The organism is Mammaliicoccus sp. P-M59, assembly GCF_022386135.1.
In the GTDB taxonomy this organism is placed as follows: Bacteria; Bacillota; Bacilli; order Staphylococcales; family Staphylococcaceae; genus Mammaliicoccus; species Mammaliicoccus sciuri_A.
Window position 1 is genome coordinate 1 of sequence record NZ_JAJNJJ010000006.1, and the last position, 20,624, is coordinate 20,624.

The following is a 20,624-nucleotide window of genomic DNA, read 5'->3' on the forward strand; positions in this document are numbered from 1 at the left end:
TGCCGGGGTGGCGGAACTGGCAGACGCACAGGACTTAAAATCCTGCGGTAAGTGATTACCGTACCGGTTCGATTCCGGTCCTCGGCACCATATTAATATGCGCCCGTAGCTCAATTGGATAGAGCGTTTGACTACGGATCAAGAGGCTAGGGGTTCGACTCCTCTCGGGCGCGTAATGACCATTTTGGTTACGGGAAGTAGCTCAGCTTGGTAGAGCACTTGGTTTGGGACCAAGGGGTCGCAGGTTCGAATCCTGTCTTCCCGACTCTTTAAAAATTTACATATTAAATGGGGGCTTAGCTCAGATGGGAGAGCGCCTGCTTTGCACGCAGGAGGTCAGCGGTTCGATCCCGCTAGTCTCCACCATTTAAAAATAATACCATTATGGCGGCGTAGCTCAGCTGGCTAGAGCGTACGGTTCATACCCGTGAGGTCGGGGGTTCGATCCCCTCCGCCGCCATTAAAATTTTCAATATGATACATATTTTAAATTTTGGACCTTTAGCTCAGTTGGTCAGAGCAAACGGCTCATAACCGTTGGGTCGCAGGTTCGAGTCCTGCAAGGTCCATACTTATATATTGGAGGAATACCCAAGTCCGGCTGAAGGGATCGGTCTTGAAAACCGACAGGGGCTTAACGGCTCGCGGGGGTTCGAATCCCTCTTCCTCCGCCATTATATTTGTAACTTAATATTATTATCGCGGGATGGAGCAGTTCGGTAGCTCGTCGGGCTCATAACCCGAAGGTCGGTGGTTCAAATCCGCCTCCCGCAATAGCTTTAATGATGGTCCCGTGGTGTAGCGGTTAACATGCCTGCCTGTCACGCAGGAGATCGCGGGTTCGATTCCCGTCGGGACCGCCATTTTTTAAAAATTAATGTATGGCTCAGTAGCTCAGTCGGTAGAGCAAAGGACTGAAAATCCTTGTGTCGGCGGTTCGATTCCGTCCTGAGCCATCTTTTAACTTTTTGCCGGCCTAGCTCAACTGGTAGAGCAACTGACTTGTAATCAGTAGGTTGGGGGTTCAAGTCCTCTGGCCGGCACCATCTAACGGAGGGGTAGCGAAGTGGCTAAACGCGGCGGACTGTAAATCCGCTCCTTCGGGTTCGGCAGTTCGAATCTGCCCCCCTCCACCATTATTATTTTAATTTAATAGGGGCATAGTTCAACGGTAGAATAGAGGTCTCCAAAACCTTTGGTGTGGGTTCGATTCCTACTGCCCCTGCCATGGCGGCTGTGGCGAAGTGGTTAACGCATCGGATTGTGGTTCCGACACTCGTGGGTTCGATTCCCATCAGCCGCCCTTATTTTATATTAATGGGCTATAGCCAAGCGGTAAGGCAACGGACTTTGACTCCGTCACTCGCTGGTTCGAATCCAGCTAGCCCAGTAGTCTGGCGGCATAGCCAAGTGGTAAGGCCGAGGTCTGCAAAACCTCTATTCACCGGTTCAAATCCGGTTGCCGCCTCCATTAATAACTTTGCGGGAGTATTTCAACTTTTAGAATACATTCCTTCCCGGAATGAGATATAGGTGCAAGTCCTATCTTCCGCTCCATTATTATTAATACTGTTATTTATTAAAATGCGGGAGTATTTCAACTCTTAGAATACATTCCTTCCCGGAATGAGATATAGGTGTAAGTCCTATCTTCCGCTCCATTTATTTCTTCCATTGGGAAGATTTTTTTGTAGGATTTTTATTAAGCCGGTGTGGTGGAATTGGCAGACACGCGGGACTCAAAATCCCGTGTCCGTTGAGGACGTGTCGGTTCGAACCCGACCACCGGTATATATAATTAATGAAAAAGTCTTAAGCTAATCGCTTAAGACTTTTTTTGTTCTATTAAAGTTTAATAATATAATCAATTTTCTTATCTTTATACATTTTACTTCTTGTCATTACTTGAGGGATATCATATTTGTTTTTCATACTAATTGCTTTTGATAGGCTCTCATCAGTACAAGCGACAATATCAATATTAGTAGTGTGTTGAAGTATTTCTACATAAATTTCTGAAGTAATATTACAACCATCAATACCAACTTTTTGTTTGTTCATTTTAATTACCCCCTAATATTTGTGATTGATTAAAGGATAATCTATGAAATGCATTTCATGTCAATGGTTTAATTTAAATACTGAGTTTCTTTTAATAAGTTTTGTTTCAAATAAATAGTTATTCAGTTTATCTTCATATAGTTGGTTAAACAAACTTTTACCAATTTGGAAAAGGGGAATCTCAATTGTAGTAAGGTCTAGCAATTGAGATATTTTATGATTTTCAAACCCAATGATAGATATATTTTTCTTTTGTTCGTCATTTAAACTAATAAACAATCCTGCTGCTGTGTTATCTCCAGAAACAACAATTGCTGTAGGTGGATTTTCTGTATTATCAATTTCTTGAGCAAGTCTTTGACCATCTTCTAATAATACAAAATTCTCATATATATCTTGATCATTGAAGGGTAAATCATTCTCACTGCAAAAGTCTTTGTATGCTTTTATTCTTAAAATTGAACTAGTGCTATTTCTTCTATTTATAGCACATGCAATATGTCTATGTCCGTTATTGTATAGATGATTTAATGCTTGTTTGAAGGCGTTGTAGTGATCAATAAATGTTGTTCTAAATTTGGAGTTTGAAATATTTTCGAATATAGAAATTGGACCATATTCTATGTACTGTTCAACTATATTTAATGAAATATTCCTTGAACAAATAATAAGTGCGTCTATTTGTTTTTATTTTAACATTTCAAAAGCGTCAATTTCTTGATCAGTATCATAGGCAGTTTGGAATAAAACAATTTTTTTGTTTGATTTAATCGCTTCTTCAGAAATACCTTGAATTAATTGTGAAAAATAGGGGTGATTAGAGAACGGCAAAACGACACCTATCAAATTTGTTTTACCTTTTTTTAAATGAATTGCATTGATATTTGGTATATAATTTAATTCTTCTATAGTATCAAGTACTTTTTGTCTTTTATCTTCATTAACATAAGGGTGGTTATTAATTACTCGTGATACAGTACTTGGTGAAACGCCTGCTCGTTTAGCTACTTCTTTTAAATTTGTCATTTACTTACCCCCTCGATTATACTTATTACTATGTTATTATTTTAGCATATAAGTTGAACTATATTTACAAAGATAAAGTAGGTGTAATTTATTAAACAACAATTTTATGAATTAGAATGTGCACATTTGGATGCGAGTAATAGAAAGGATAAATCGTTTATCTTAAATTTACTTGATGATGATTTTAAAGAAATAGGTAAGTCTGGCAGAATGATATATAAACGAGATATTGAAGAGGGCACTTTACATACATTTGATTATGAGATTTCGAATTTTATAGTTGAAAAAATTCAAAAAGGTATTGTACTAACGACTTATGAATTAATCAATAAAACTGATTATATAACAACTAAGCGGAGTACATTATGGATTAGAAAACAATCAGAGTGGAAGATGAGATTCCATCAAGGAACAACAGTAAAAAAATGACTACAATTTTGTAGTCATTTTTTTGTCTTTATTTCCGCTTTACTAATTCAGGCTCGAGATGATAGACATCAGGCTGATTTTCTTTAGATTCAATAGCATTGATAAGGATATTAACTAATGTTTCAGCAATTTTCTTAGTTGGGACACCGACTGAATGAATCACTGTATCCATATGGTCAAATTGAGGTACGTTGTCGTATGAGTACACAATATGTTGATCAAGTGAATCTTTTAAAGTGTGCACGAGTCCTAAAGTAATATCGTAACTTCCGCAAATGATACCTTCTGGCAACGTATGATTAGTCAAATATGACTTTAATGCAAAAAATGTATCTTCAGCTGATAGTCCTTTTGAATCAATCATATTATATTCAAGATTGTGTTCTTTACAATAACGTTCAAAAGTTTCTTTCTTTATAATTTGTCGAATATCATCAGTGTTGAGATCCCCAATATAGCAAATATTTGTTATATTATTTTGCATTAAATCATCTAAAGAAAGTATCATTGCTTGTTTATGATTAACATTTACAATAGGATATTCGAGCTCTCGGTCTGTACCATAGGCAACTACTGGAATATTTGAACTAATGATACTTGGTAATGTAGATGCTTCGCCTTCATCAAATACGATGATGCCATCAAAACGTAATTCTAAAAATTTATGTGCAGCAGTTTCCACATCATCGATTGATACTGACATAAAATATCCAGTATTCTTTAAAAAGTTATTGATTTCTGAAACAAGAGTTGATACTGCAACTCTGTCTACTGATGGCCAAATGAGTCCAATTGTTTGGCTCTTGTTTGAGACTAAAGAGCGAGCGGAATTATTAGGAATATAATTCATTTCTTTTGCCTTTTGCTGTATGCGCTCTGTTGTTTCAGCAGTAACTAAAGGAGAATTTTTTAACGCTTTACTTACTGTTGAATAACTAACACCACAGGCATTTGCTATGTCTTTTAATGTTACAGCCATGTGAGTCTCCTTTAAATATTATTTCCTTTATTATACCATAAGCACACATTTTCTATAAATAACAACGTTGTTATTTTGTTTCATTTGATTTATACTTATCAATAAGTATTAAAGAAGTAGTCAATTTGATTACTTTTTTAAAATTAATGGGGGATGAGAGATGAAAAAAATTTTACTGTTAATTGTAAGCGTATTCACAGTTTTGTATGGATGCCAACAAAGTGACGCACAAGATAAAGATGTTAAGACTTTAACATTAGCACACAACCAATCTACAACGCATCCAGTACATAAATCGTTAGAAGAATTTAAAAAAGAAGTAGAAAAGAAATCTCATGGAAAATTAAAAATTAAAATATATGCGAACGGACAACTTGGAAGTGAACGGGAAGCAATTGAGATGACACAAACAAATGCCATTCAATTTACAAAAGTGTCAGCAAGTGCACTTGAAAGTTTTTCTGAGTCGTATTCTTTATTTAGTATGCCATATCTATTTAAATCTCAAGATAGTTTCCGATCTATTATGAAAAAACCTGAAGTACAAAATTCATTCTTTAATACGACTAAAGACAACGGGTTTGTAGGTATTACTTACTATGACGCAGGATTAAGAAATATATATACAAAAGATAGAGAAATAAAGACGAATAAAGACTTACATGGTTTAAAAACACGTGTTCAACCAAGTAAAACAAGTGTGCAACTTGTTAAGTCATTAGGTGGTACGCCAACTCCAATGGCATTTGGTGAAGTTTATACAGCACTTCAATCTGGTGTTATTGATGCAGCTGAGAATAATGAAACAGCATTGACCGACAATAAACATGGAGAAGTCGCAAAAAATTATTATAATACTGAGCATGCTATCGTTCCTGATATTTTAATTATGAATAAGGATGCATACAATGATTTAACGAAAGAAGAAAAAGGATGGATAAAAAGCGCAGCAAGATCATCTACTGAAAAGCATGAAGTCATCTGGGATAAAGCCATTAAAGAGACAATTAAATCAGCTAAAGAAGATATGAACGTGAAATTCCATGATGTAGATAAGTCTACTTTCAAAAAAGCTGTAAAACCTCTACAAGAAGAATTTAAAAATAATAAAGGAACAGAAAAACAATACAAATTGATTAAGGAGGCAGAACAAAATGAATAAATTAACACATTATATAGATAGAACTTTGCTTTCTGTGTCTGGTGTATTGATAACTGTAATGGTCATTTTATCAGTTTGGCAAGTGATAACAAGATATATATTGAACACGCCAAGTACGACAAGTGAAGAAATCATTCGCTTCTTGTTAATCTGGTTTGCCTTGTTAAGTGCAGCATATGTATTTGGTAAGAAAAAACATATTGCCATTTTATTTATAAGAGAAAAGTTTCCACTTAAAGCACAGTTATTTATAGAAAGGTTGACGAACATCATTATTTTATTAGTTGCTTTAATTTTGATGATATACGGTGGTATTAAAATTGTAGCACTTACTTGGACTCAATATGCACCAGCTACAGGTGTTTCAATGGCATTAATGTATGGTGCATTACCAATTTCAGGACTTTTTATTGCATTTTATTCAATTCGAGGCATTATAACAAATGAGTTACCAGAAAATGATGAAGGCGGTGAAGTGTAATGACGACAATTGCTGGAATCGTATTATTTGTATCATTAGCAATATTTTTAGCATTTGGTATTCCAATCGCTATTTCAATTATTTTAAGTTCATTATTAACGTTAATACTTATTTTCCCGTTTGATGTCACAATACTTACTGCTGCCCAAAGAATGGTAACTGGTATTGATAACTTTACAATGCTTGCCATTCCGCTATTTGTACTAGCTGGAATATTGATGAATAACGGTGGTATTGCATTTAGATTAATTAACTTTGCGAAAGTGTTAGTAGGTAGATTACCTGGTTCTTTAGCACATACGAACATTGTAGGGAATATGTTGTTTGGTTCGATTTCAGGATCAAGTGTTGCAGCTGCTGCAGCAATGGGTAGAATTATGACGCCGATGGAAACAACACAAGGTTATAAAAAATCATATTCTGCAGCTGCCAATATTGCTTCAGCACCTTCAGGATTATTAATTCCACCAAGTTCATTATTGATTGTTTATTCACTAGTAAGTGGTGGAACATCAATTGCTGCATTATTTATTGCAGGTTACGTTCCTGGAATTCTATGGGGTCTAGGTTGTATGGTTGTTGCTTACTTTTTAGCTAAAAAACATGGCTATCCAGTTTCTGAAAAAGTGAGTTGGAAAGATAAATTATTTTTAACTTTAGATGCTATTCCAAGTTTACTATTAATTATTATCGTAATCGGTGGTATTGTAGCTGGAATATTCACAGCAACAGAGGGTGCAGCTGTCGCAGTTCTATATGCGTTTATACTGTCACTTATTTATAAAAATTTAAAAATTAAAGATATACCTGCGATTATTATAGAAACAGTAGAAATTACAGGTATGATTTTATTCTTAATTACAGCATCTGCATTATTCTCACTCGTTATGAGTTTTACAGGATTACCAGAAGCAATTTCTGGCGGCATATTATCATTAACTGAAAATCCTATTTTATTATTACTATTAATGAATTTAATTTTATTAATCATCGGTACATTTATGGACATAACACCAGCAGTACTTATATTCACTCCAATTTTCTTACCGATTGCAGAAAGTATCGGATTAGATCCAGTTCATTTCGGTATAGTAATCGCATTTAACTTATGTATAGGTAATATAACACCTCCAGTAGGTAGTGCGTTATTTGTTGGTAGTAGTGTTGCAAATGTACGAATTGAAAGTGTCATTAAGACATTAATACCATACTTTATTATTTTAATTATACTGTTGTTATTAATTACGTTCGTACCACAATTATCGTTATTTTTACCAAAATTACTTGGGCTATAGGAAAGGTGAGTATTTATGAGTTTAATTAAAGAAAATTTTATTGTTCAATCTGAAAAAGGACAGGCTTTATACAATATAGCTAAGGATATTCCAATTTTTGATTTTCATTGTCATTTAGATCCGAAAGAAATTTATGAGAATAAACCTTTTAATACGATTACTGAAGTCTGGCTAAAACACGATCATTATAAATGGCGTTTAATGCGCGCATATGGAATAGATGAGTCGTATATTACTGGAGACAAAACTGATAAAGAAAAATTCGAAGCTTTTATAAGTTTATTGCCTAAAAGTATCATGAATCCAATGTACCATTGGTGTCATTTAGAGTTAGCAAGGTATTTCAATATCAATGAAAATTTAAATAAAATTGATAAAGAACAATTATATAATCAGTTGAATGAAAGTTTACAACAACCAGAATTTCTTCCAAGAAAATTAATTGAAAGAAGCAACGTCCAAATCATTTGTACAACTGATGATCCATGTGATGATTTGAAATATCATCAATTACTTCGTGAGGATAAGTCATTTGATGTTAAAGTATTACCAACATTTAGACCTGATCGTTATATCGCTTTAACGAAAGATAATATAGAAGCATCTATTAACCAATTAGAAAATGCTACAGAAAGAAAAATAAATCATTTGGAAGAATATATTAATGCGCTCAATGAACGAATTGAATACTTCCATCAAAATGGCGCAAAAAGTTCTGATCAAAGCTTTGCTAAAGTACTTAAAGTGGATGTAACTAAAGACCAAGCTGAACAGTATTTTGAACAAATTAAGCAAGGTAAACACATAGTTGAGGAAGATTTAAGTAGATTATCTGGATATATTTTAACCGAAGTAAGTAAAACGTATAAAAAATATAATTGGGTTGTACAGTTTCATCTTGGACCAGTGAGAAACAATAATACATTATTGTTTGAAGAAGTTGGTCCAGATGCTGGATTTGATAGTGTAGGTGATATGCTCAGTTCTTCTGACTTAAATAGATTTTTAGATCATTTAAATCAAAATGATGCATTATCAGATACAATTATTTATCCTAATAATGCAAATGATCACTTAATGGTGCAAGCAACAGCTGGAAACTTTACTTCAGATAAAGTCAAAGTGCAACTAGGTGCTGCATGGTGGTTCAATGATACTAAAGAAGGAATGGAACAACATTTAGTAGAATACGCAAATGTTGGATTATTATCTACTTTCGTTGGTATGTTAACTGATTCAAGAAGTTTATTATCATATACAAGACATGAATATTTTAGAAGGATTTTATGTGAAATGATTGGGAAACGTGTGGAAAGAGGAGAAATCATTGATGATGATGAAATTCTTTCTGAAATTATTAAGGATATTTGCTTTAATAACGCCGTGTCACTCTATAATATCGAAGGCGTAGATACTATATAAAAATAGAGAACCTAAGAAGATATTGTCTTAGGTTCTTATTTATTTAGAACTTTAGATTTTCAATTGTTTTTAAATCATCTTGATAAACTGGTATCTCTGCGCCTTTTACTACAAATGTTGGGATATGTTGTAAAGTCGTTTTTACAGTTATTGTTTGACCGCCTTCAAACTGTTCGCCGCTATGAAAATCAATCCAACCTTTGTTGTTTTTAGGTAAATAGACTGTTCTTTCTAGTTGAGCTTTTTCTACGATAGGGGCAATTAACATATGCTCACCTAACATAAATTCTTCATTTTCTTCAAAAGTATTTATATCACTTTCAAATTGGTAAAAAGTTGGTCTAATAATTGGTTCATATGCTTCATGTGCCTGTACAACTAATGACTGAAGATATGGTTTAAGCTTTTCATGGAAGTGCATGGCTTGTTTAACTTCAGAGAAGACTTCATTATGCATCCAAGGTTCATTTACAGAACCGTCATCATTCCATGAGTGGATTGAAAATCTTGGATAATAGGCACCACATTGTACCCATCTTAAAAATAATTCTGCTTCTGGTTTGTCACCAGAAAAACCGCCAATATCATGTCCAAAGTTATAAACACCAGATAGACTTAACCCAATTGCCATAGCATTATTATATTTTAATGTATGCCAACTCGTATAGTTATCACCTGTCCAAGTTTGAACGTATTTACTCATACCAGCTGCACCAGATCTACTTATGATATATGGATATTGTTCTTTATGATATTTTTGTTGTATCTCTCTTGATGCTTTCATCATTAATATAGGCATGATTGCTTTATAGTCTTGGAAGTTTGCTTCATTGCCGAAACCATTTACTTTAGCTTTATCATCCCAAATTTCGAATTCGTTATTATCATTCCATGTACAATTCACATGATTAGATAGTAATTGTTGTTCTATTTTAGATTGCCACCATTTAATAGTGTCTTTATTTGTAAAGTCTAAATAGTATCCTTTTTCATCCCAAAATTGTACAAGAAGCGGTTGACCATTCATATCTTTAATAAATCCATCAAAGGCTAATACTTCATCTAGTAAAGGATGATCTGTAAGTAAGGTAGGTTTAATATTCGCAACTAATTCTACATATTGATCTGTATAAGCTTTTCCAAAAGATTTTGGGTCTTTAAATTTATCATAATTCCAATTAAAAACGTATCTCTTATCATGAATCGATGTATAACCTGATGAAAGGTGGAAAGATCTAATCGTAATATTATGTCTATTACATTGATCTAGAAAAGATAACAGTCTTTCATCTGAATTTGGCAAATCTGTGTATTGCATTGTTGAGCCAGAATAAGACAAACTCCATTCAGGCATGAGTGTTGGTCTACCTGTTAAATGACTAAAACGCGTCGTTACTTGTTGAATAGTCGGACCGGCAATAACGTAATAATCAAGAAAATCCGATTTAGTTTCATAATATCTATAATGACCGTGATAATTATCTAACTCTTGTCCAAGATCTACAATAGAGTCTTGATAATCATCATAGAAGATACCAAATGATACATTTTCATCAGTTTTGTATGTGAGATAATAAGGAATATGTTTATAAAGAGGATCAGTCGTTTCAGCATTATAACCCATAGCATCTATATTTTTCATTCTGAATCGTCTGCCATGTTTATTCACTTTTCCGCTTTTTTCACCGAGACCAAAATACATTTCATTTTTATCTCTATTTAAATAATGACAAGTCGGATGATTTCTTGATATTTGATGATGATAACTGCCTGTCTTACGGTCTTGCATAATTTCAATTTCTTTGTCAGATGAACTTATATCATACCAACTACAATAGAAATCTTCTTTATCAATGATAAGTTTTAATGACTTTGTCTTAATTATAATATGGTGTTGTTCTTCTGAAATTTCATATTGTGGACATGAAAAGTTAGATTGATCATATCTAGAGAGACCTTCGAAAGGTAATTCAGTATCTCCAGGTGTAATGGTCCAAGTCGGTAAAGTGATTTCTTTCTCTGTAGAAGATTTAATATTGATTAAGTAATCTTCTAATATGCGGATTGTAAAGAAATGCTCGTTTTGCTTGTCACTGATTACAATTGTATTTTTATCTTGTGAAATCATATTAAACATGTAAAAATCCTCCTATAACAACGTTGTTATTTAAACTATTACATTAAACTATACCAAAGTAAAGTAAAATAGTAAAAATAGCATTGTCTATAAAAATAAAGTCATATATCATTAATACATATGATTTCAGGAGGCTTTTTATGGATAAACATTTCACAGTAAAGGAATTTTTCTCTAATATTTTGAATGGTATAGGTGTAGGTATTGTTATAGCATTAATACCAAACGCCATACTTGGTGTGTTATTTAGTTATTTATCACAGTTTCATCCGCTATTAGAAATGTTTAACCAAGCATTATTACTCATGCAGTTTGCGATGAGTTTTATTATAGGCATCGTTGTTGCACATCAATTTAAATTCCAAGCTACTGATGCAGTTATGATTGGCGCTGCAGGTTTAATAGGTTCAGGCGCTGTGAAAATACAAAATAATCAATTTATATTTGTAAGTATAGGGGATGTCGTCAATTTAATCGTTGTTTTAATTATCAGTTGTTATTTGATGATTAAATTGAAAGGAAAATTTGGTTCTTTAGATATGTTGATTATGCCAATTATTATTTCAGTTGTCAGTGGATTTATAGGTATGCTGACACTTCCATATGTTAGTAATGTAACAAAAGGTATCGGCAAATTAATAGAACAATTTTCTACATTGAATCCGTTAATGATGTGTATATTGATTGCGATTACTTATGCATTATTAATGGTTACGCCAATTTCAGTTGTAGCAATTGCTACTGCAGTCGGTTTAAATGGTTTAAGTTCAGGAGCTGGCAATATGGGGATTGTTGCAGCATGTGTGACTTTCTTGATGGGCTCATGGAAAGTGAACGATAAAGGTATCAATATCGTTCTTATTATCGGTGCTGCTAAAATGATGATTCCAGTATATTTCAAAAATCCTATCATCGCAGTACCATTAATCATAAATGGACTAATGAGTGGATTACTAACTTATTTCGTTGGCATAAAAGGTACACCAATGTCTACCGGATTTGGTTATACCGGATTTGTTGGACCAGCAAACGCATTAAAATTTATGGAAGGATCAGTATTTTTAAATATTTTAATACTTGGCGTAGCATATTTCGTCATACCGTTTGTATTTGCATATATCGTACATAAAGTTTGTTTAAAAATACTTCCAAAGTATAATCAAGAAATGTTTTTATTTAAAGAAAATAATTAGAAAGAAGAGCAGGCTGAGACAAGAAAAATGTCGCAGCCTTTAAATATGTCTGAATACTGGTGGCGTTAAAAGTAGTTTTGGATAGAAGTGCAAATACTGGGTGCGTTATTAGCAAGTTTGGATAGAAGTGCAAATACTGGGGTTGTTATTATCAAGTTTAGCGAGAAGTGTTCACAAGGCCATCGTTACGAACAAGTTTAGACAAAACTGTTCACAAGGACGCTAATTAGTATCACTTCTTGATAAATATGTTATTCACCATACTAGATACACTTTTAATTGTAAGAATATTATGAAAAAGAGATTGTTTGTTTTCATAAAGTGTTGTAGAATTAATCATTATTTATTTTTTACTGAAAGGAAGTACGAATTATGCGATTTAAATTATTTAATATAAGAGAAGATGAAAAGCCTTATGCATATCAGTGGGGTCAAACTAATGGTCATGAAATTGAATGTACGGAAGAGGATTTAACTTTAGATAATGTCCATACTTTATCATCTTTTGATGGTGTGAGTACTCAACAGTTATTTAAGTTTGATGACAGAATTTATGAGGCACTTAAAGATGTTGGTATTAAACAAATTGCTGGTCGTGCGGCTGGGTTTGATATGTTTAATTTAGATGAAGCTGCTAAACATGATATAAAAATTACAAATATTCCTTCATACAGTCCAAATGCGATAGCGGAATTTGCAGTTTGTAGAGCTTTAGAATTAATAAGAAACATTAATAAAATAAATAAAAAAGTAGAACATCAAGACTTTACTTGGGATGAAACAGTTATCGCTAAAGAACTAAGAAGTATGACGGTACTGGTTATAGGTGTTGGTAGAATAGGTAAAGTGTCAGCACAATTATTTAAAGGATTTGGTGCGGAAGTTATCGGTTATGACCCATATGACCAGTCGTTAAGCGATATTGAATATGTACAAAGTTTACAAGAAGGACTATCTAAAGCCGATTTAATCACATTACATGTTCCAGCAAATGAAGAAACGACACACATTATTAATGAAGAGACGATTAAATATATGAAAAATGGTGCATATTTAGTGAATACAGCTAGAGGTGCGACATTGAAGACTAATGATATCATTCAAGCATTAAATAGCGGTAAATTACATAGTGTAGCGTTAGATGTATATGAGAATGAATTTGCATATTTTTCATATGATTATACAGACAAAGAAATTGAAGATCCTACTTTAAAAGAATTGATGTCACGTGACGATGTATTAATTTCACCTCATATTGCATTTTATACACATACAGCCGTACAAAATATGGTTGAAATTTCATTAGATAGTGCACTTGAAGTTATCACAACTGGATATAGTGAAAATGAAGTTCAACTAAGTAAAGTATGAATGAACGTTCGTTCATACTTTTTTTATAAAAAGCTATTGCATAAAATTTCATGAATGCGTATAATAATGAATATTATTGATTCAGGAGGTAACGAATTTGAAAAGAAATGTATTTACTAAAGTAGTTATAGCAACAATTTGTTTACTACTTACAATTCCTTATTTAGCCCCCATAAAGTCACAAGCTGCAGAAACTGATCAATGGGATAAAGCTAAAGAACGAGGCGAGTTAAGAGTAGGCTTATCAGCAGATTATGCACCTTATGAGTTTGAGCACACTAAAGATGGTGAACGTGAATATGCTGGGATAGATATAGAACTTGCTAAAAAAATTGCAAAAGACAATGATATTAAACTTAAGATTGTGAATATGCAATTTGATAGTTTACTAGGTGCTTTAAAAACTGGAAAAATCGACATGATTATTTCTGGTATGGCTCCAACTCCTGAGAGAAAGAAACAAGTTGATTTTTCTGATGATTATATGGAAGTTAATCAAAGAATGATTATACAGAAAAAAGATAAAGACAAATTAAAAACGATTGATGATTTTAAAGGAAAAATGGTCGGCGTGCAAAAGCAAACGACTCAAGAAGAATTGGCAAAAACAGAAATGCCAGAATCTCAAGTTAGCTCATTAACGAGAGTACCTGAAGTTATTATGTCACTTAATTCTGGAAAGGTAGACGGCATGATTATTGAAGGACCTGTTGCTGATGCATATTTAGAGAAGAATCCTAATTTAACATATTCAGATGTTACATTTTCAGATGCAGACAAGACAACAGCTATTGCATTACCGAAAAACTCACCTGAATTAATGAAGAGAGTTAATAAGAGTGTTAAAGAAGTTCGTGACAATAATTTGATTAAAGACTATCAAGATAAAGCAACTGAAGCGATGTTCGATGATGGTTCTTTCTTCAGTAAATATGGTTCATATTTCTTACACGGTGTAGGGTATACGATTTTATTATCATTCTTAGGTGTAGTAGCAGGGGCATTAATTGGTTGCTTCTTAGCACTTATGAAATTAAGTAATAGTAAAATATTTAAATCGATTGCTTCAGTTTACATTGAATTTATAAGAGGCACACCATTACTCGTTCAAGTATTTTTAGTTTATTTCGGTACAACAGCAGTACTTGGATTAGATTTATCAGCATTAATTTGTGGTATTATCGCACTCATCATTAACTGTAGTGCTTATATTGCAGAAATTATTAGAGCTGGTATTAACGCAGTAGATAATGGCCAAATGGAAGCGGCTAGATCATTAGGATTAAATAAATCACAAGCTATGACTAAAGTTATCTTGCCACAAGCCATTAAAAATATTTTACCTGCATTAGGTAATGAATTTGTAACAGTTATTAAAGAATCTTCTATAGTTTCTGTTATCGGCGTAAGTGAATTGATGTTTAATGCTCAAGTTGTTCAAGGGGCATCATTTGATCCATTTACACCATTATTAGTAGCAGCAGTATTGTACTTTATCTTAACGTTTACGTTATCTAGAGTGATGTACTTTGCTGAAAGGAGGTTTAGTGTAAGTGATTAAAGTTAACGATTTACACAAATCATTTGGTAAAAATGAAGTATTAAAAGGTATTAATTTAAATATTGAAAAAGGGGAAGTTGTTGCGATTATCGGCCCATCTGGTAGTGGTAAAAGTACGCTTCTTAGATGTTTGAATTTATTAGAAGAACCTTCCTCTGGACAGATCGTATTTGAAAATAATGATTTAACAAATACGAAAGGTGCAAAGTTGGATCAATTAAGACAAAAAATGGGCATGGTTTTCCAAGGTTTTAATCTTTTTCCACATAAAAAAGTAATCGAAAATATTACACTAACACCTTTAACTTTGAAAAAAGGACAAAAATCCGAATTAGAAGATCAAGCTAAACAATTACTTAAAAAAGTTGGTCTAGAAGATAAAGCAGATGTTTATCCTTCTAAATTATCAGGTGGACAAAAGCAACGTGTAGCGATTGCTCGTGCGTTAGCGATGAACCCGGCAGTTATTTTATTTGATGAACCAACTTCAGCTTTAGACCCCGAAGTTGTTGGTGAAGTATTAAGTGTTATGAAAGATTTAGCCAAAGAAGGTATGACAATGGTCGTTGTAACACATGAAATGGGATTTGCTAAAAATGTCAGCGACCATGTGATATTTATGGATGAAGGTATTGTTCAAGAAGAAGGTACACCTGAACAAATATTTGATAATCCTCAAAACGAAAGAACGAAACAATTTTTATCTAAAGTATTATAATACTAAAAATAGAAGAGGTGTTTTCGTGTTAGATATAGGTATAGTCGGTGGTAGTGGATACGGTGCAATAGAATTGATGAGATTATTAAATCAGCATAAAGAAGTGAACATCAAATATGTATTCTCACATTCGAAATCTGGTCAAGATATAAAGGATACATATCCACATTTACAAAATAATATTATTGAACAATTCACAAGTTTAGATGTAGAAACAGTGCAATGTGATTTAATATTTTTTGCGACCCCCTCAAATGTGAGCAAGAATTTTATTCCTAAATTAATAGAACGTGGTATTAAAGTAATTGATTTATCAGGAGACTTTAGGTTGAAAGACCCCACAATTTATGAAAAATATTACGGAGAAAAGCCAGCTCCTCAGAGTGTATTGGATGAAGCGGTGTATAGCTTGCCTGAGTGGTCAAATGTGGATGGATCATCGACACAAATTATTGCAAACCCGGGTTGTTTCCCAACTGCAATACTCTTATCTTTACACCCTCTTTTAGAAAGTGACTTAATTAATAAAGACACGATTATAATAGATGCTAAAACTGGTGTTTCAGGTGCTGGTAGAACATTAAGTCAAAATGTTCATTTTGGCGAAGCGAATGAAAACTTTTCAGCTTATAAATTAGGTTCCCATAAGCATACACCAGAAATTGAACAATATTTATCACAAGTCTCGAAATCAGACATAAAAGTGACATTCACACCTCATCTCGTTCCTATGACAAGAGGTATATTGGCTACTATTTATGTAGATTTAAAAGATCAAACAAGTGAAGAAGCATTACATCAAATATATAAACAGAAATATGATGACAAACCATTTGTACGTGTAAGAGACCTTGGCGAATTCCCTACAACAAAAGAAGTTCTAGGCAGTAATTACTGCGATATAGGTATTTATGTTGATGAAGACAGACAAAAAGCTATTATCGTTGCAGTTATAGATAATCTCGTTAAAGGTGCAAGTGGTCAAGCAATTCAGAACATGAATAGATTATTTGGATTTAATGAAGATGAAGGATTAAATTTATTGCCAATATACCCATAGAATAGGAGGAATTTGATGTTAGATAAGACTGAAGAATTAATTGACTCTGAAATGATCGTTATAGAAGAAGGTGATGTCGTATCACCTAAAGGATACATTGCTGGCGGCATGCATGTTGGATTACGTAGAGAAAAGAAAGACTTTGGTTGGTTATATTCATCAGTTCCAGCTAATTGTGCAGCGGTATATACACAAAATGCTTTTAAAGCAGCCCCATTAAAAGTCACTGAAGAAAGTATTAATGTTGAACACAAACTTTCTGCAATTGTTATTAATTCTGCCATCGCAAATGCTTGTACAGGTCAAAGAGGTTTAGATGATGCAAAGCAAACTCAAAAATGGATTTCATCTAAACTACAATTACCTGAACATCAAATCGCAATTGCATCAACTGGCTTGATTGGCGAATTTTTACCTATGCAAAAAATTGAATATGGTGTGAATAATATTGATATTCTCAATAATGCGCATTCTTCTGATTTTAATGAAGCTATTTTAACAACTGATAAAGAGACTAAACATATAGCAGTACAAATTAAAATTGATGATGAAGTGATTACGATTGGCGGTTCATGTAAAGGGTCGGGCATGATTCATCCAAATATGGCTACAATGCTTGGCTTTATGACAACAGATGCAAATGTTGAATCTGAAGATTTGAATGGCTTACTAAAAGAATCTGTTGATGAAACGTTTAATATGATTACAGTCGATGGTGATACAAGTACAAATGATATGGTTATACTTTTAGCTAACGGTGAAAGTGGTCAACATACATTAACTAAATCACATCCAGAATGGGAAAAGTTCGCCCAAGCTGTCCAATATGTGAGTCAATTTTTAGCTCAAAGTATTGCGAGAGATGGTGAAGGTGCGACGAAGTTAATCAAAGTTAATGTCAAAGGTGCTAAGACGAAAGCTCAAAATAGTGCAATTGCAAAAACGATTGTAGGTTCAAGCTTAGTGAAAACTGCAATACACGGTGCTGATCCAAACTTTGGAAGAATCGTAACATCAATTGGTTATGCAGATCATACAGTAGATACTAACGAAGTAGACGTCTGGCTTTGTGGACATTTATTAGTCAGTAAAGGTATGAATGTAACATTTGATGAGTTAGATTTAAAAGCTAAAATGGAGCAAGATACAATTGAAATAGAAGCGAAAGTTGGAAATTCTCATCATTCATCTACCGCTTTCGGATGCGATTTGAGCTATGATTACGTAAAAATTAATGCATTATATAGAACTTAATAGGAGGTCATTAAGTGAAGTATGCAGTCATTAAAATAGGTGGAAGTGTATTAAGCAACTTAAGTCAAACGATAATAGAAGATATACTTACTTTAAAAAGTCAAAATTATATGCCAATCATCGTCCATGGTGGCGGCCCGTTTATTAATAGACAACTAACTAAAATTGGTATTGAAAGTAAATTTGTAGATGGCTTACGTGTTACTGATGAAGAAGTGTTACTTCAAACTTCAAGTACATTGATAGGTGAAGTCAATCCACAAGTTGTGTTTCAAATTAATCAACATGACTCATTAGCATTAGGCATAAATGGCATTGATATGAATTTATTTGACATTAAACCTTTAGATTCTAAATATGGATTTGTAGCAGAATGTACATCCGTTAATAAAGTAACATTGGCTAACATATGTTCGACCAGTATTCCAGTTATTGCACCAATCGGTATCGATAGAAATACAGGTCAAAGATATAATATAAATGCAGATAGTCTTGCATATAAAATAGCGAGTGAAATGGAAGGCGACTTATTCTTAATAAGTGATATTCCAGGAGTACTGATTAAAGATGAAGTACAAAGCCATTTAAGTATCAATGATATTCATAATTATATAGAATCAACTGAAATATATGGCGGTATGATTCCTAAAGTTACTGGCGCAATTTCTGCAATAAAAGAAGGTTGTAAAAGTGTCAAAATTATATCAGGATCATCAGACCATGCATTATTAAAAAGTTCTCATTCTAATAAAATAGGTACAACAATTACATTATAAAGTAAAAATCCGACAGCGTTTTTGGGCACTGTCGGATTTTTTGTTCGCTTATTAGCAGATTTGGCTAGAAGTGCAAATAGTGATGCCGTTATTAGCAGATTTAGCTAGAAGTGCAAATAGTGATGCCGTTATTAGCAGATTTAGCTAGAAGTGCAAATAAGGAGCTCCTTGTTTACATTTTAGCCGAGTTTTGTAACTAAGGAGGTCCATAGTAACAATTCGTCCAAGTTTTGTAACTAAGGAGGTCCATAGTAACACTTCGGCCGAGTTTTGTAACTAATACCCACGTTATAAACAAGTTTAGGCGAAAGTGTTCACAACACCCTCGTTATGAACAAGTTTGGGCGAAAGTGTTCACAAGACCCCCGTTATGAACAAGTTTGGTCAGAAGTGTTCACAACAGTCCTCACCTCAAACAAGCTAAATACTGTCTTGCCATACCATTTGCCACACAGTTTGTGAAAGCAATTTTTTATATACTTATTTAATTGAATTAATACGAATACCGTAAATTTATTTATTAAATGTGTTAAAATGTATTAGCATGTTTGATAGTGAGGTGAATAAATTTGAATTTAGATCAATTGAAGCAAGAAGTGATAGATTATGCACATTCTATTGGTATTGATAGTATTGGATTTACAACTGCTGATCCTTTTGATGAATTAAAGAAAAAGTTAGAAGATTATCATTCTAAGGGATATGCTTCTGGGTTTGAAGAAAGTGATATTGAGTTAAGAACAGTCCCTAAATTATCATTACCATCTGCTCGCTCAATTATAGCAATTGCTGTAGGGTATCCGAATAAATTAAAGGGTGCTCCTAAAAGTGTTAGAGGAGATAGAAGAGGTATGTTTGCGCGTGCTTCATGGGGCCAAGATTATCATACAATTATGAGAAATCGCCTTGATAAACTCAGTTTATTCCTAAAAGAAAAAGTGCCTGATGTAGAAATTAAATCAATGGTCGATACTGGTGTCTTGTCTGACCGTTCAGTAGCTGAAAGAGCTGGGTTAGGATTTGCAGGTAAAAATGGCTTTATTATTAATGAAGAACTAGGTACTTGGAGTTATCTTGGTGAAATGTTAGTCAGCATTCCATTTAAACCTGATGATCCAGTTATTGATAGTTGTGGTGATTGTAACATTTGTGTTGATAGATGTCCGACAGGTGCCTTAGTAGGTAATGGTCAATTAAATAGTCAAAAATGTATCAGCTTTTTAACACAAACAAAAGGTTATTTAAAAGATGAATACCGCTATAAAATAGGAAATCGTTTATATGGATGTGACACATGCCAACAAGTATGCCCACGAAATAGAGGAATTAATACTGAACATGATGACATTATATTAGAACCTGAGGTACTGAAACCAAGACTTGTACCACTACTTAAAATGTCTAATAAAGAATTTAAAAATACTTATGGACATTTAGCTGGTGCATGGAGAGGTAAAAAGCCGATCCAACGAAATGCGATTGTCGCACTTGCTCACTTTAATGAAGAAAGTGCAATACCAGAATTAAAAGATGTTGCGTTAACAGATCCACGACCAATGATAAGAGGTACTGCATTTTGGGCTATCGGTCAAATACAAGGTGAAGAGGCAAGACCATTCATTATGTCACACTATGAACGTGAAATAGAAGAAGTCCAAGAAGAAATGATAAAAGGATTAGAGATTAGGAGAAAATAAAT

The 20,624-nt window shown here is 33.4% G+C and carries 16 protein-coding genes, 18 tRNA genes and 1 pseudogene; 31 read left to right on the top strand and 4 right to left on the bottom strand.

What is annotated here, in order from left to right; translation table 11 throughout:
- The first annotated feature begins 1 nt into the window (after position 1).
- The 18 genes from LQ617_RS09750 (at position 2) to LQ617_RS09835 (ending at position 1,791) form a co-directional block, all read left to right on the top strand.
- A tRNA-Leu gene (locus tag LQ617_RS09750) sits at positions 2-90 on the top strand.
- Positions 91-99: 9 nt separating this feature from the next.
- Positions 100-173: transfer RNA gene (locus LQ617_RS09755), tRNA-Arg, on the top strand.
- A gap of 18 nt (positions 174-191) precedes the next feature.
- Positions 192-265: transfer RNA gene (locus tag LQ617_RS09760), tRNA-Pro, on the top strand.
- A 25-nt stretch (positions 266-290) separates the two neighbouring features.
- Positions 291-366: transfer RNA gene (locus LQ617_RS09765), tRNA-Ala, on the top strand.
- Positions 367-386: 20 nt separating this feature from the next.
- Positions 387-460, top strand: a tRNA-Met gene (locus LQ617_RS09770).
- 35 nt (positions 461-495) lie between these two features.
- Positions 496-569, top strand: a tRNA-Ile gene (locus LQ617_RS09775).
- Positions 570-581: 12 nt separating this feature from the next.
- Positions 582-674, top strand: a tRNA-Ser gene (locus LQ617_RS09780).
- A 26-nt stretch (positions 675-700) separates the two neighbouring features.
- Positions 701-774: transfer RNA gene (locus LQ617_RS09785), tRNA-Met, on the top strand.
- A gap of 13 nt (positions 775-787) precedes the next feature.
- A tRNA-Asp gene (locus tag LQ617_RS09790) sits at positions 788-863 on the top strand.
- Positions 864-883: 20 nt separating this feature from the next.
- A tRNA-Phe gene (locus tag LQ617_RS09795) sits at positions 884-956 on the top strand.
- A gap of 14 nt (positions 957-970) precedes the next feature.
- A tRNA-Thr gene (locus LQ617_RS09800) sits at positions 971-1,046 on the top strand.
- Between the two features lie 6 nt (positions 1,047-1,052).
- Positions 1,053-1,136, top strand: a tRNA-Tyr gene (locus tag LQ617_RS09805).
- An 18-nt stretch (positions 1,137-1,154) separates the two neighbouring features.
- A tRNA-Trp gene (locus LQ617_RS09810) sits at positions 1,155-1,228 on the top strand.
- 2 nt (positions 1,229-1,230) lie between these two features.
- Positions 1,231-1,303: transfer RNA gene (locus tag LQ617_RS09815), tRNA-His, on the top strand.
- A 15-nt stretch (positions 1,304-1,318) separates the two neighbouring features.
- Positions 1,319-1,390: transfer RNA gene (locus LQ617_RS09820), tRNA-Gln, on the top strand.
- Between the two features lie 6 nt (positions 1,391-1,396).
- A tRNA-Cys gene (locus LQ617_RS09825) sits at positions 1,397-1,471 on the top strand.
- Positions 1,472-1,482: 11 nt separating this feature from the next.
- Positions 1,483-1,557: transfer RNA gene (locus tag LQ617_RS09830), tRNA-Gly, on the top strand.
- A 149-nt stretch (positions 1,558-1,706) separates the two neighbouring features.
- Positions 1,707-1,791 (top strand) — tRNA-Leu (locus tag LQ617_RS09835).
- Between the two features lie 54 nt (positions 1,792-1,845).
- Here the strand turns inward: LQ617_RS09835 and LQ617_RS09840 are convergent.
- Both LQ617_RS09840 and LQ617_RS16085 read right to left on the bottom strand, forming a co-directional pair.
- On the bottom strand, positions 1,846-2,061 hold the full coding sequence (locus LQ617_RS09840; RefSeq protein ID WP_065381363.1) for a hypothetical protein: 216 nt from the start codon (positions 2,059-2,061) through the stop codon (positions 1,846-1,848).
- Between the two features lie 60 nt (positions 2,062-2,121).
- Positions 2,122-3,087 (bottom strand): annotated as a pseudogene (locus LQ617_RS16085) (LacI family DNA-binding transcriptional regulator).
- A gap of 90 nt (positions 3,088-3,177) precedes the next feature.
- On the opposite strand from LQ617_RS16085, the gene LQ617_RS09850 reads away from it, so the two are divergent.
- Positions 3,178-3,516: a nuclear transport factor 2 family protein gene (locus LQ617_RS09850; RefSeq protein ID WP_345773051.1), complete on the top strand. Its 339-nt coding sequence runs from the start codon at positions 3,178-3,180 to the stop codon at positions 3,514-3,516.
- Positions 3,517-3,544: 28 nt separating this feature from the next.
- On the opposite strand, the gene LQ617_RS09855 is transcribed toward LQ617_RS09850, so the two are convergent.
- Positions 3,545-4,495, bottom strand: a complete 951-nt coding sequence (locus LQ617_RS09855) for a LacI family DNA-binding transcriptional regulator (RefSeq protein ID WP_037589744.1) — start codon at positions 4,493-4,495, stop codon at positions 3,545-3,547.
- Positions 4,496-4,655: 160 nt separating this feature from the next.
- Here LQ617_RS09855 and LQ617_RS09860 point away from each other — a divergent pair, with 160 nt between their 5' ends.
- From LQ617_RS09860 to uxaC, 4 genes are read left to right on the top strand one after another with little or no spacing between them, the layout of a single operon-like run.
- A complete protein-coding gene (locus LQ617_RS09860) occupies positions 4,656-5,657 on the top strand; it encodes a TRAP transporter substrate-binding protein (RefSeq protein WP_239740239.1) in 1,002 nt (333 codons plus the stop codon).
- On the top strand, positions 5,650-6,138 hold the full coding sequence (locus LQ617_RS09865; protein WP_025904787.1) for a TRAP transporter small permease: 489 nt from the start codon (positions 5,650-5,652) through the stop codon (positions 6,136-6,138). The genes LQ617_RS09860 and LQ617_RS09865 overlap by 8 nt, the downstream gene beginning before the upstream one ends.
- Positions 6,138-7,433 (top strand): TRAP transporter large permease, encoded by a 1,296-nt coding sequence (locus LQ617_RS09870; RefSeq protein WP_126477930.1) that lies wholly within the window; start codon positions 6,138-6,140, stop codon positions 7,431-7,433. Before LQ617_RS09865 ends, LQ617_RS09870 begins: the two co-directional genes overlap by 1 nt.
- Before the next feature lie 15 nt (positions 7,434-7,448).
- Entirely contained in the window at positions 7,449-8,855 is a 1,407-nt protein-coding gene (gene uxaC / locus LQ617_RS09875; RefSeq protein WP_239740240.1) for a glucuronate isomerase, read from the top strand.
- Between the two features lie 43 nt (positions 8,856-8,898).
- Here uxaC and LQ617_RS09880 read toward each other — a convergent pair whose 3' ends face one another.
- On the bottom strand, positions 8,899-10,992 hold the full coding sequence (locus tag LQ617_RS09880) for a glycoside hydrolase family 31 protein (RefSeq protein WP_239740241.1): 2,094 nt from the start codon (positions 10,990-10,992) through the stop codon (positions 8,899-8,901).
- A gap of 140 nt (positions 10,993-11,132) precedes the next feature.
- Between LQ617_RS09880 and LQ617_RS09885 the strand changes: the two genes are divergently transcribed.
- From LQ617_RS09885 to queG, 8 genes are all read left to right on the top strand, one after another.
- Complete coding sequence (locus LQ617_RS09885) at positions 11,133-12,185, top strand: PTS sugar transporter subunit IIC (protein WP_239740242.1); 1,053 nt, start codon at positions 11,133-11,135, stop codon at positions 12,183-12,185.
- 372 nt (positions 12,186-12,557) lie between these two features.
- On the top strand, positions 12,558-13,556 hold the full coding sequence (locus tag LQ617_RS09890) for a D-2-hydroxyacid dehydrogenase (protein WP_239740243.1): 999 nt from the start codon (positions 12,558-12,560) through the stop codon (positions 13,554-13,556).
- 97 nt (positions 13,557-13,653) lie between these two features.
- Entirely contained in the window at positions 13,654-15,117 is a 1,464-nt protein-coding gene (locus tag LQ617_RS09895) for an ABC transporter substrate-binding protein/permease (protein ID WP_037589738.1), read from the top strand.
- Positions 15,110-15,835: an amino acid ABC transporter ATP-binding protein gene (locus LQ617_RS09900; RefSeq protein ID WP_037589737.1), complete on the top strand. Its 726-nt coding sequence runs from the start codon at positions 15,110-15,112 to the stop codon at positions 15,833-15,835. Before LQ617_RS09895 ends, LQ617_RS09900 begins: the two co-directional genes overlap by 8 nt.
- Before the next feature lie 25 nt (positions 15,836-15,860).
- The gene (gene argC / locus LQ617_RS09905; RefSeq protein ID WP_206180556.1) at positions 15,861-16,895 is read left to right on the top strand and encodes an N-acetyl-gamma-glutamyl-phosphate reductase; all 1,035 of its coding nucleotides are present in this window, start codon (positions 15,861-15,863) and stop codon (positions 16,893-16,895) included.
- A 15-nt stretch (positions 16,896-16,910) separates the two neighbouring features.
- Positions 16,911-18,149, top strand: coding sequence for a bifunctional glutamate N-acetyltransferase/amino-acid acetyltransferase ArgJ (argJ, locus tag LQ617_RS09910; RefSeq protein WP_239740244.1), 1,239 nt, complete (start codon positions 16,911-16,913; stop codon positions 18,147-18,149).
- Between the two features lie 14 nt (positions 18,150-18,163).
- Positions 18,164-18,925, top strand: coding sequence for an acetylglutamate kinase (gene argB, locus LQ617_RS09915; RefSeq protein ID WP_239740245.1), 762 nt, complete (start codon positions 18,164-18,166; stop codon positions 18,923-18,925).
- Positions 18,926-19,494: 569 nt separating this feature from the next.
- On the top strand, positions 19,495-20,622 hold the full coding sequence (gene queG / locus LQ617_RS09920; protein ID WP_037589731.1) for a tRNA epoxyqueuosine(34) reductase QueG: 1,128 nt from the start codon (positions 19,495-19,497) through the stop codon (positions 20,620-20,622).
- Positions 20,623-20,624: the final 2 nt, after the last annotated feature.

Excerpts from the sequence above, each read along its gene's own strand:
- LQ617_RS09840 (WP_065381363.1), bottom strand. The coding sequence starts at position 2,061 with ATGAACAAACAAAAAGTTGGTATTGATGGTTGTAATATTACTTCAGAA.
- LQ617_RS09855 (WP_037589744.1), bottom strand. The coding sequence starts at position 4,495 with ATGGCTGTAACATTAAAAGACATAGCAAATGCCTGTGGTGTTAGTTAT.
- LQ617_RS09860 (WP_239740239.1), top strand. The coding sequence starts at position 4,656 with ATGAAAAAAATTTTACTGTTAATTGTAAGCGTATTCACAGTTTTGTAT.
- LQ617_RS09865 (WP_025904787.1), top strand. The coding sequence starts at position 5,650 with ATGAATAAATTAACACATTATATAGATAGAACTTTGCTTTCTGTGTCT.
- LQ617_RS09870 (WP_126477930.1), top strand. The coding sequence starts at position 6,138 with ATGACGACAATTGCTGGAATCGTATTATTTGTATCATTAGCAATATTT.
- uxaC (WP_239740240.1), top strand. The coding sequence starts at position 7,449 with ATGAGTTTAATTAAAGAAAATTTTATTGTTCAATCTGAAAAAGGACAG.
- LQ617_RS09880 (WP_239740241.1), bottom strand. The coding sequence starts at position 10,992 with ATGTTTAATATGATTTCACAAGATAAAAATACAATTGTAATCAGTGAC.
- LQ617_RS09885 (WP_239740242.1), top strand. The coding sequence starts at position 11,133 with ATGGATAAACATTTCACAGTAAAGGAATTTTTCTCTAATATTTTGAAT.
- LQ617_RS09890 (WP_239740243.1), top strand. The coding sequence starts at position 12,558 with ATGCGATTTAAATTATTTAATATAAGAGAAGATGAAAAGCCTTATGCA.
- argJ (WP_239740244.1), top strand. The coding sequence starts at position 16,911 with ATGTTAGATAAGACTGAAGAATTAATTGACTCTGAAATGATCGTTATA.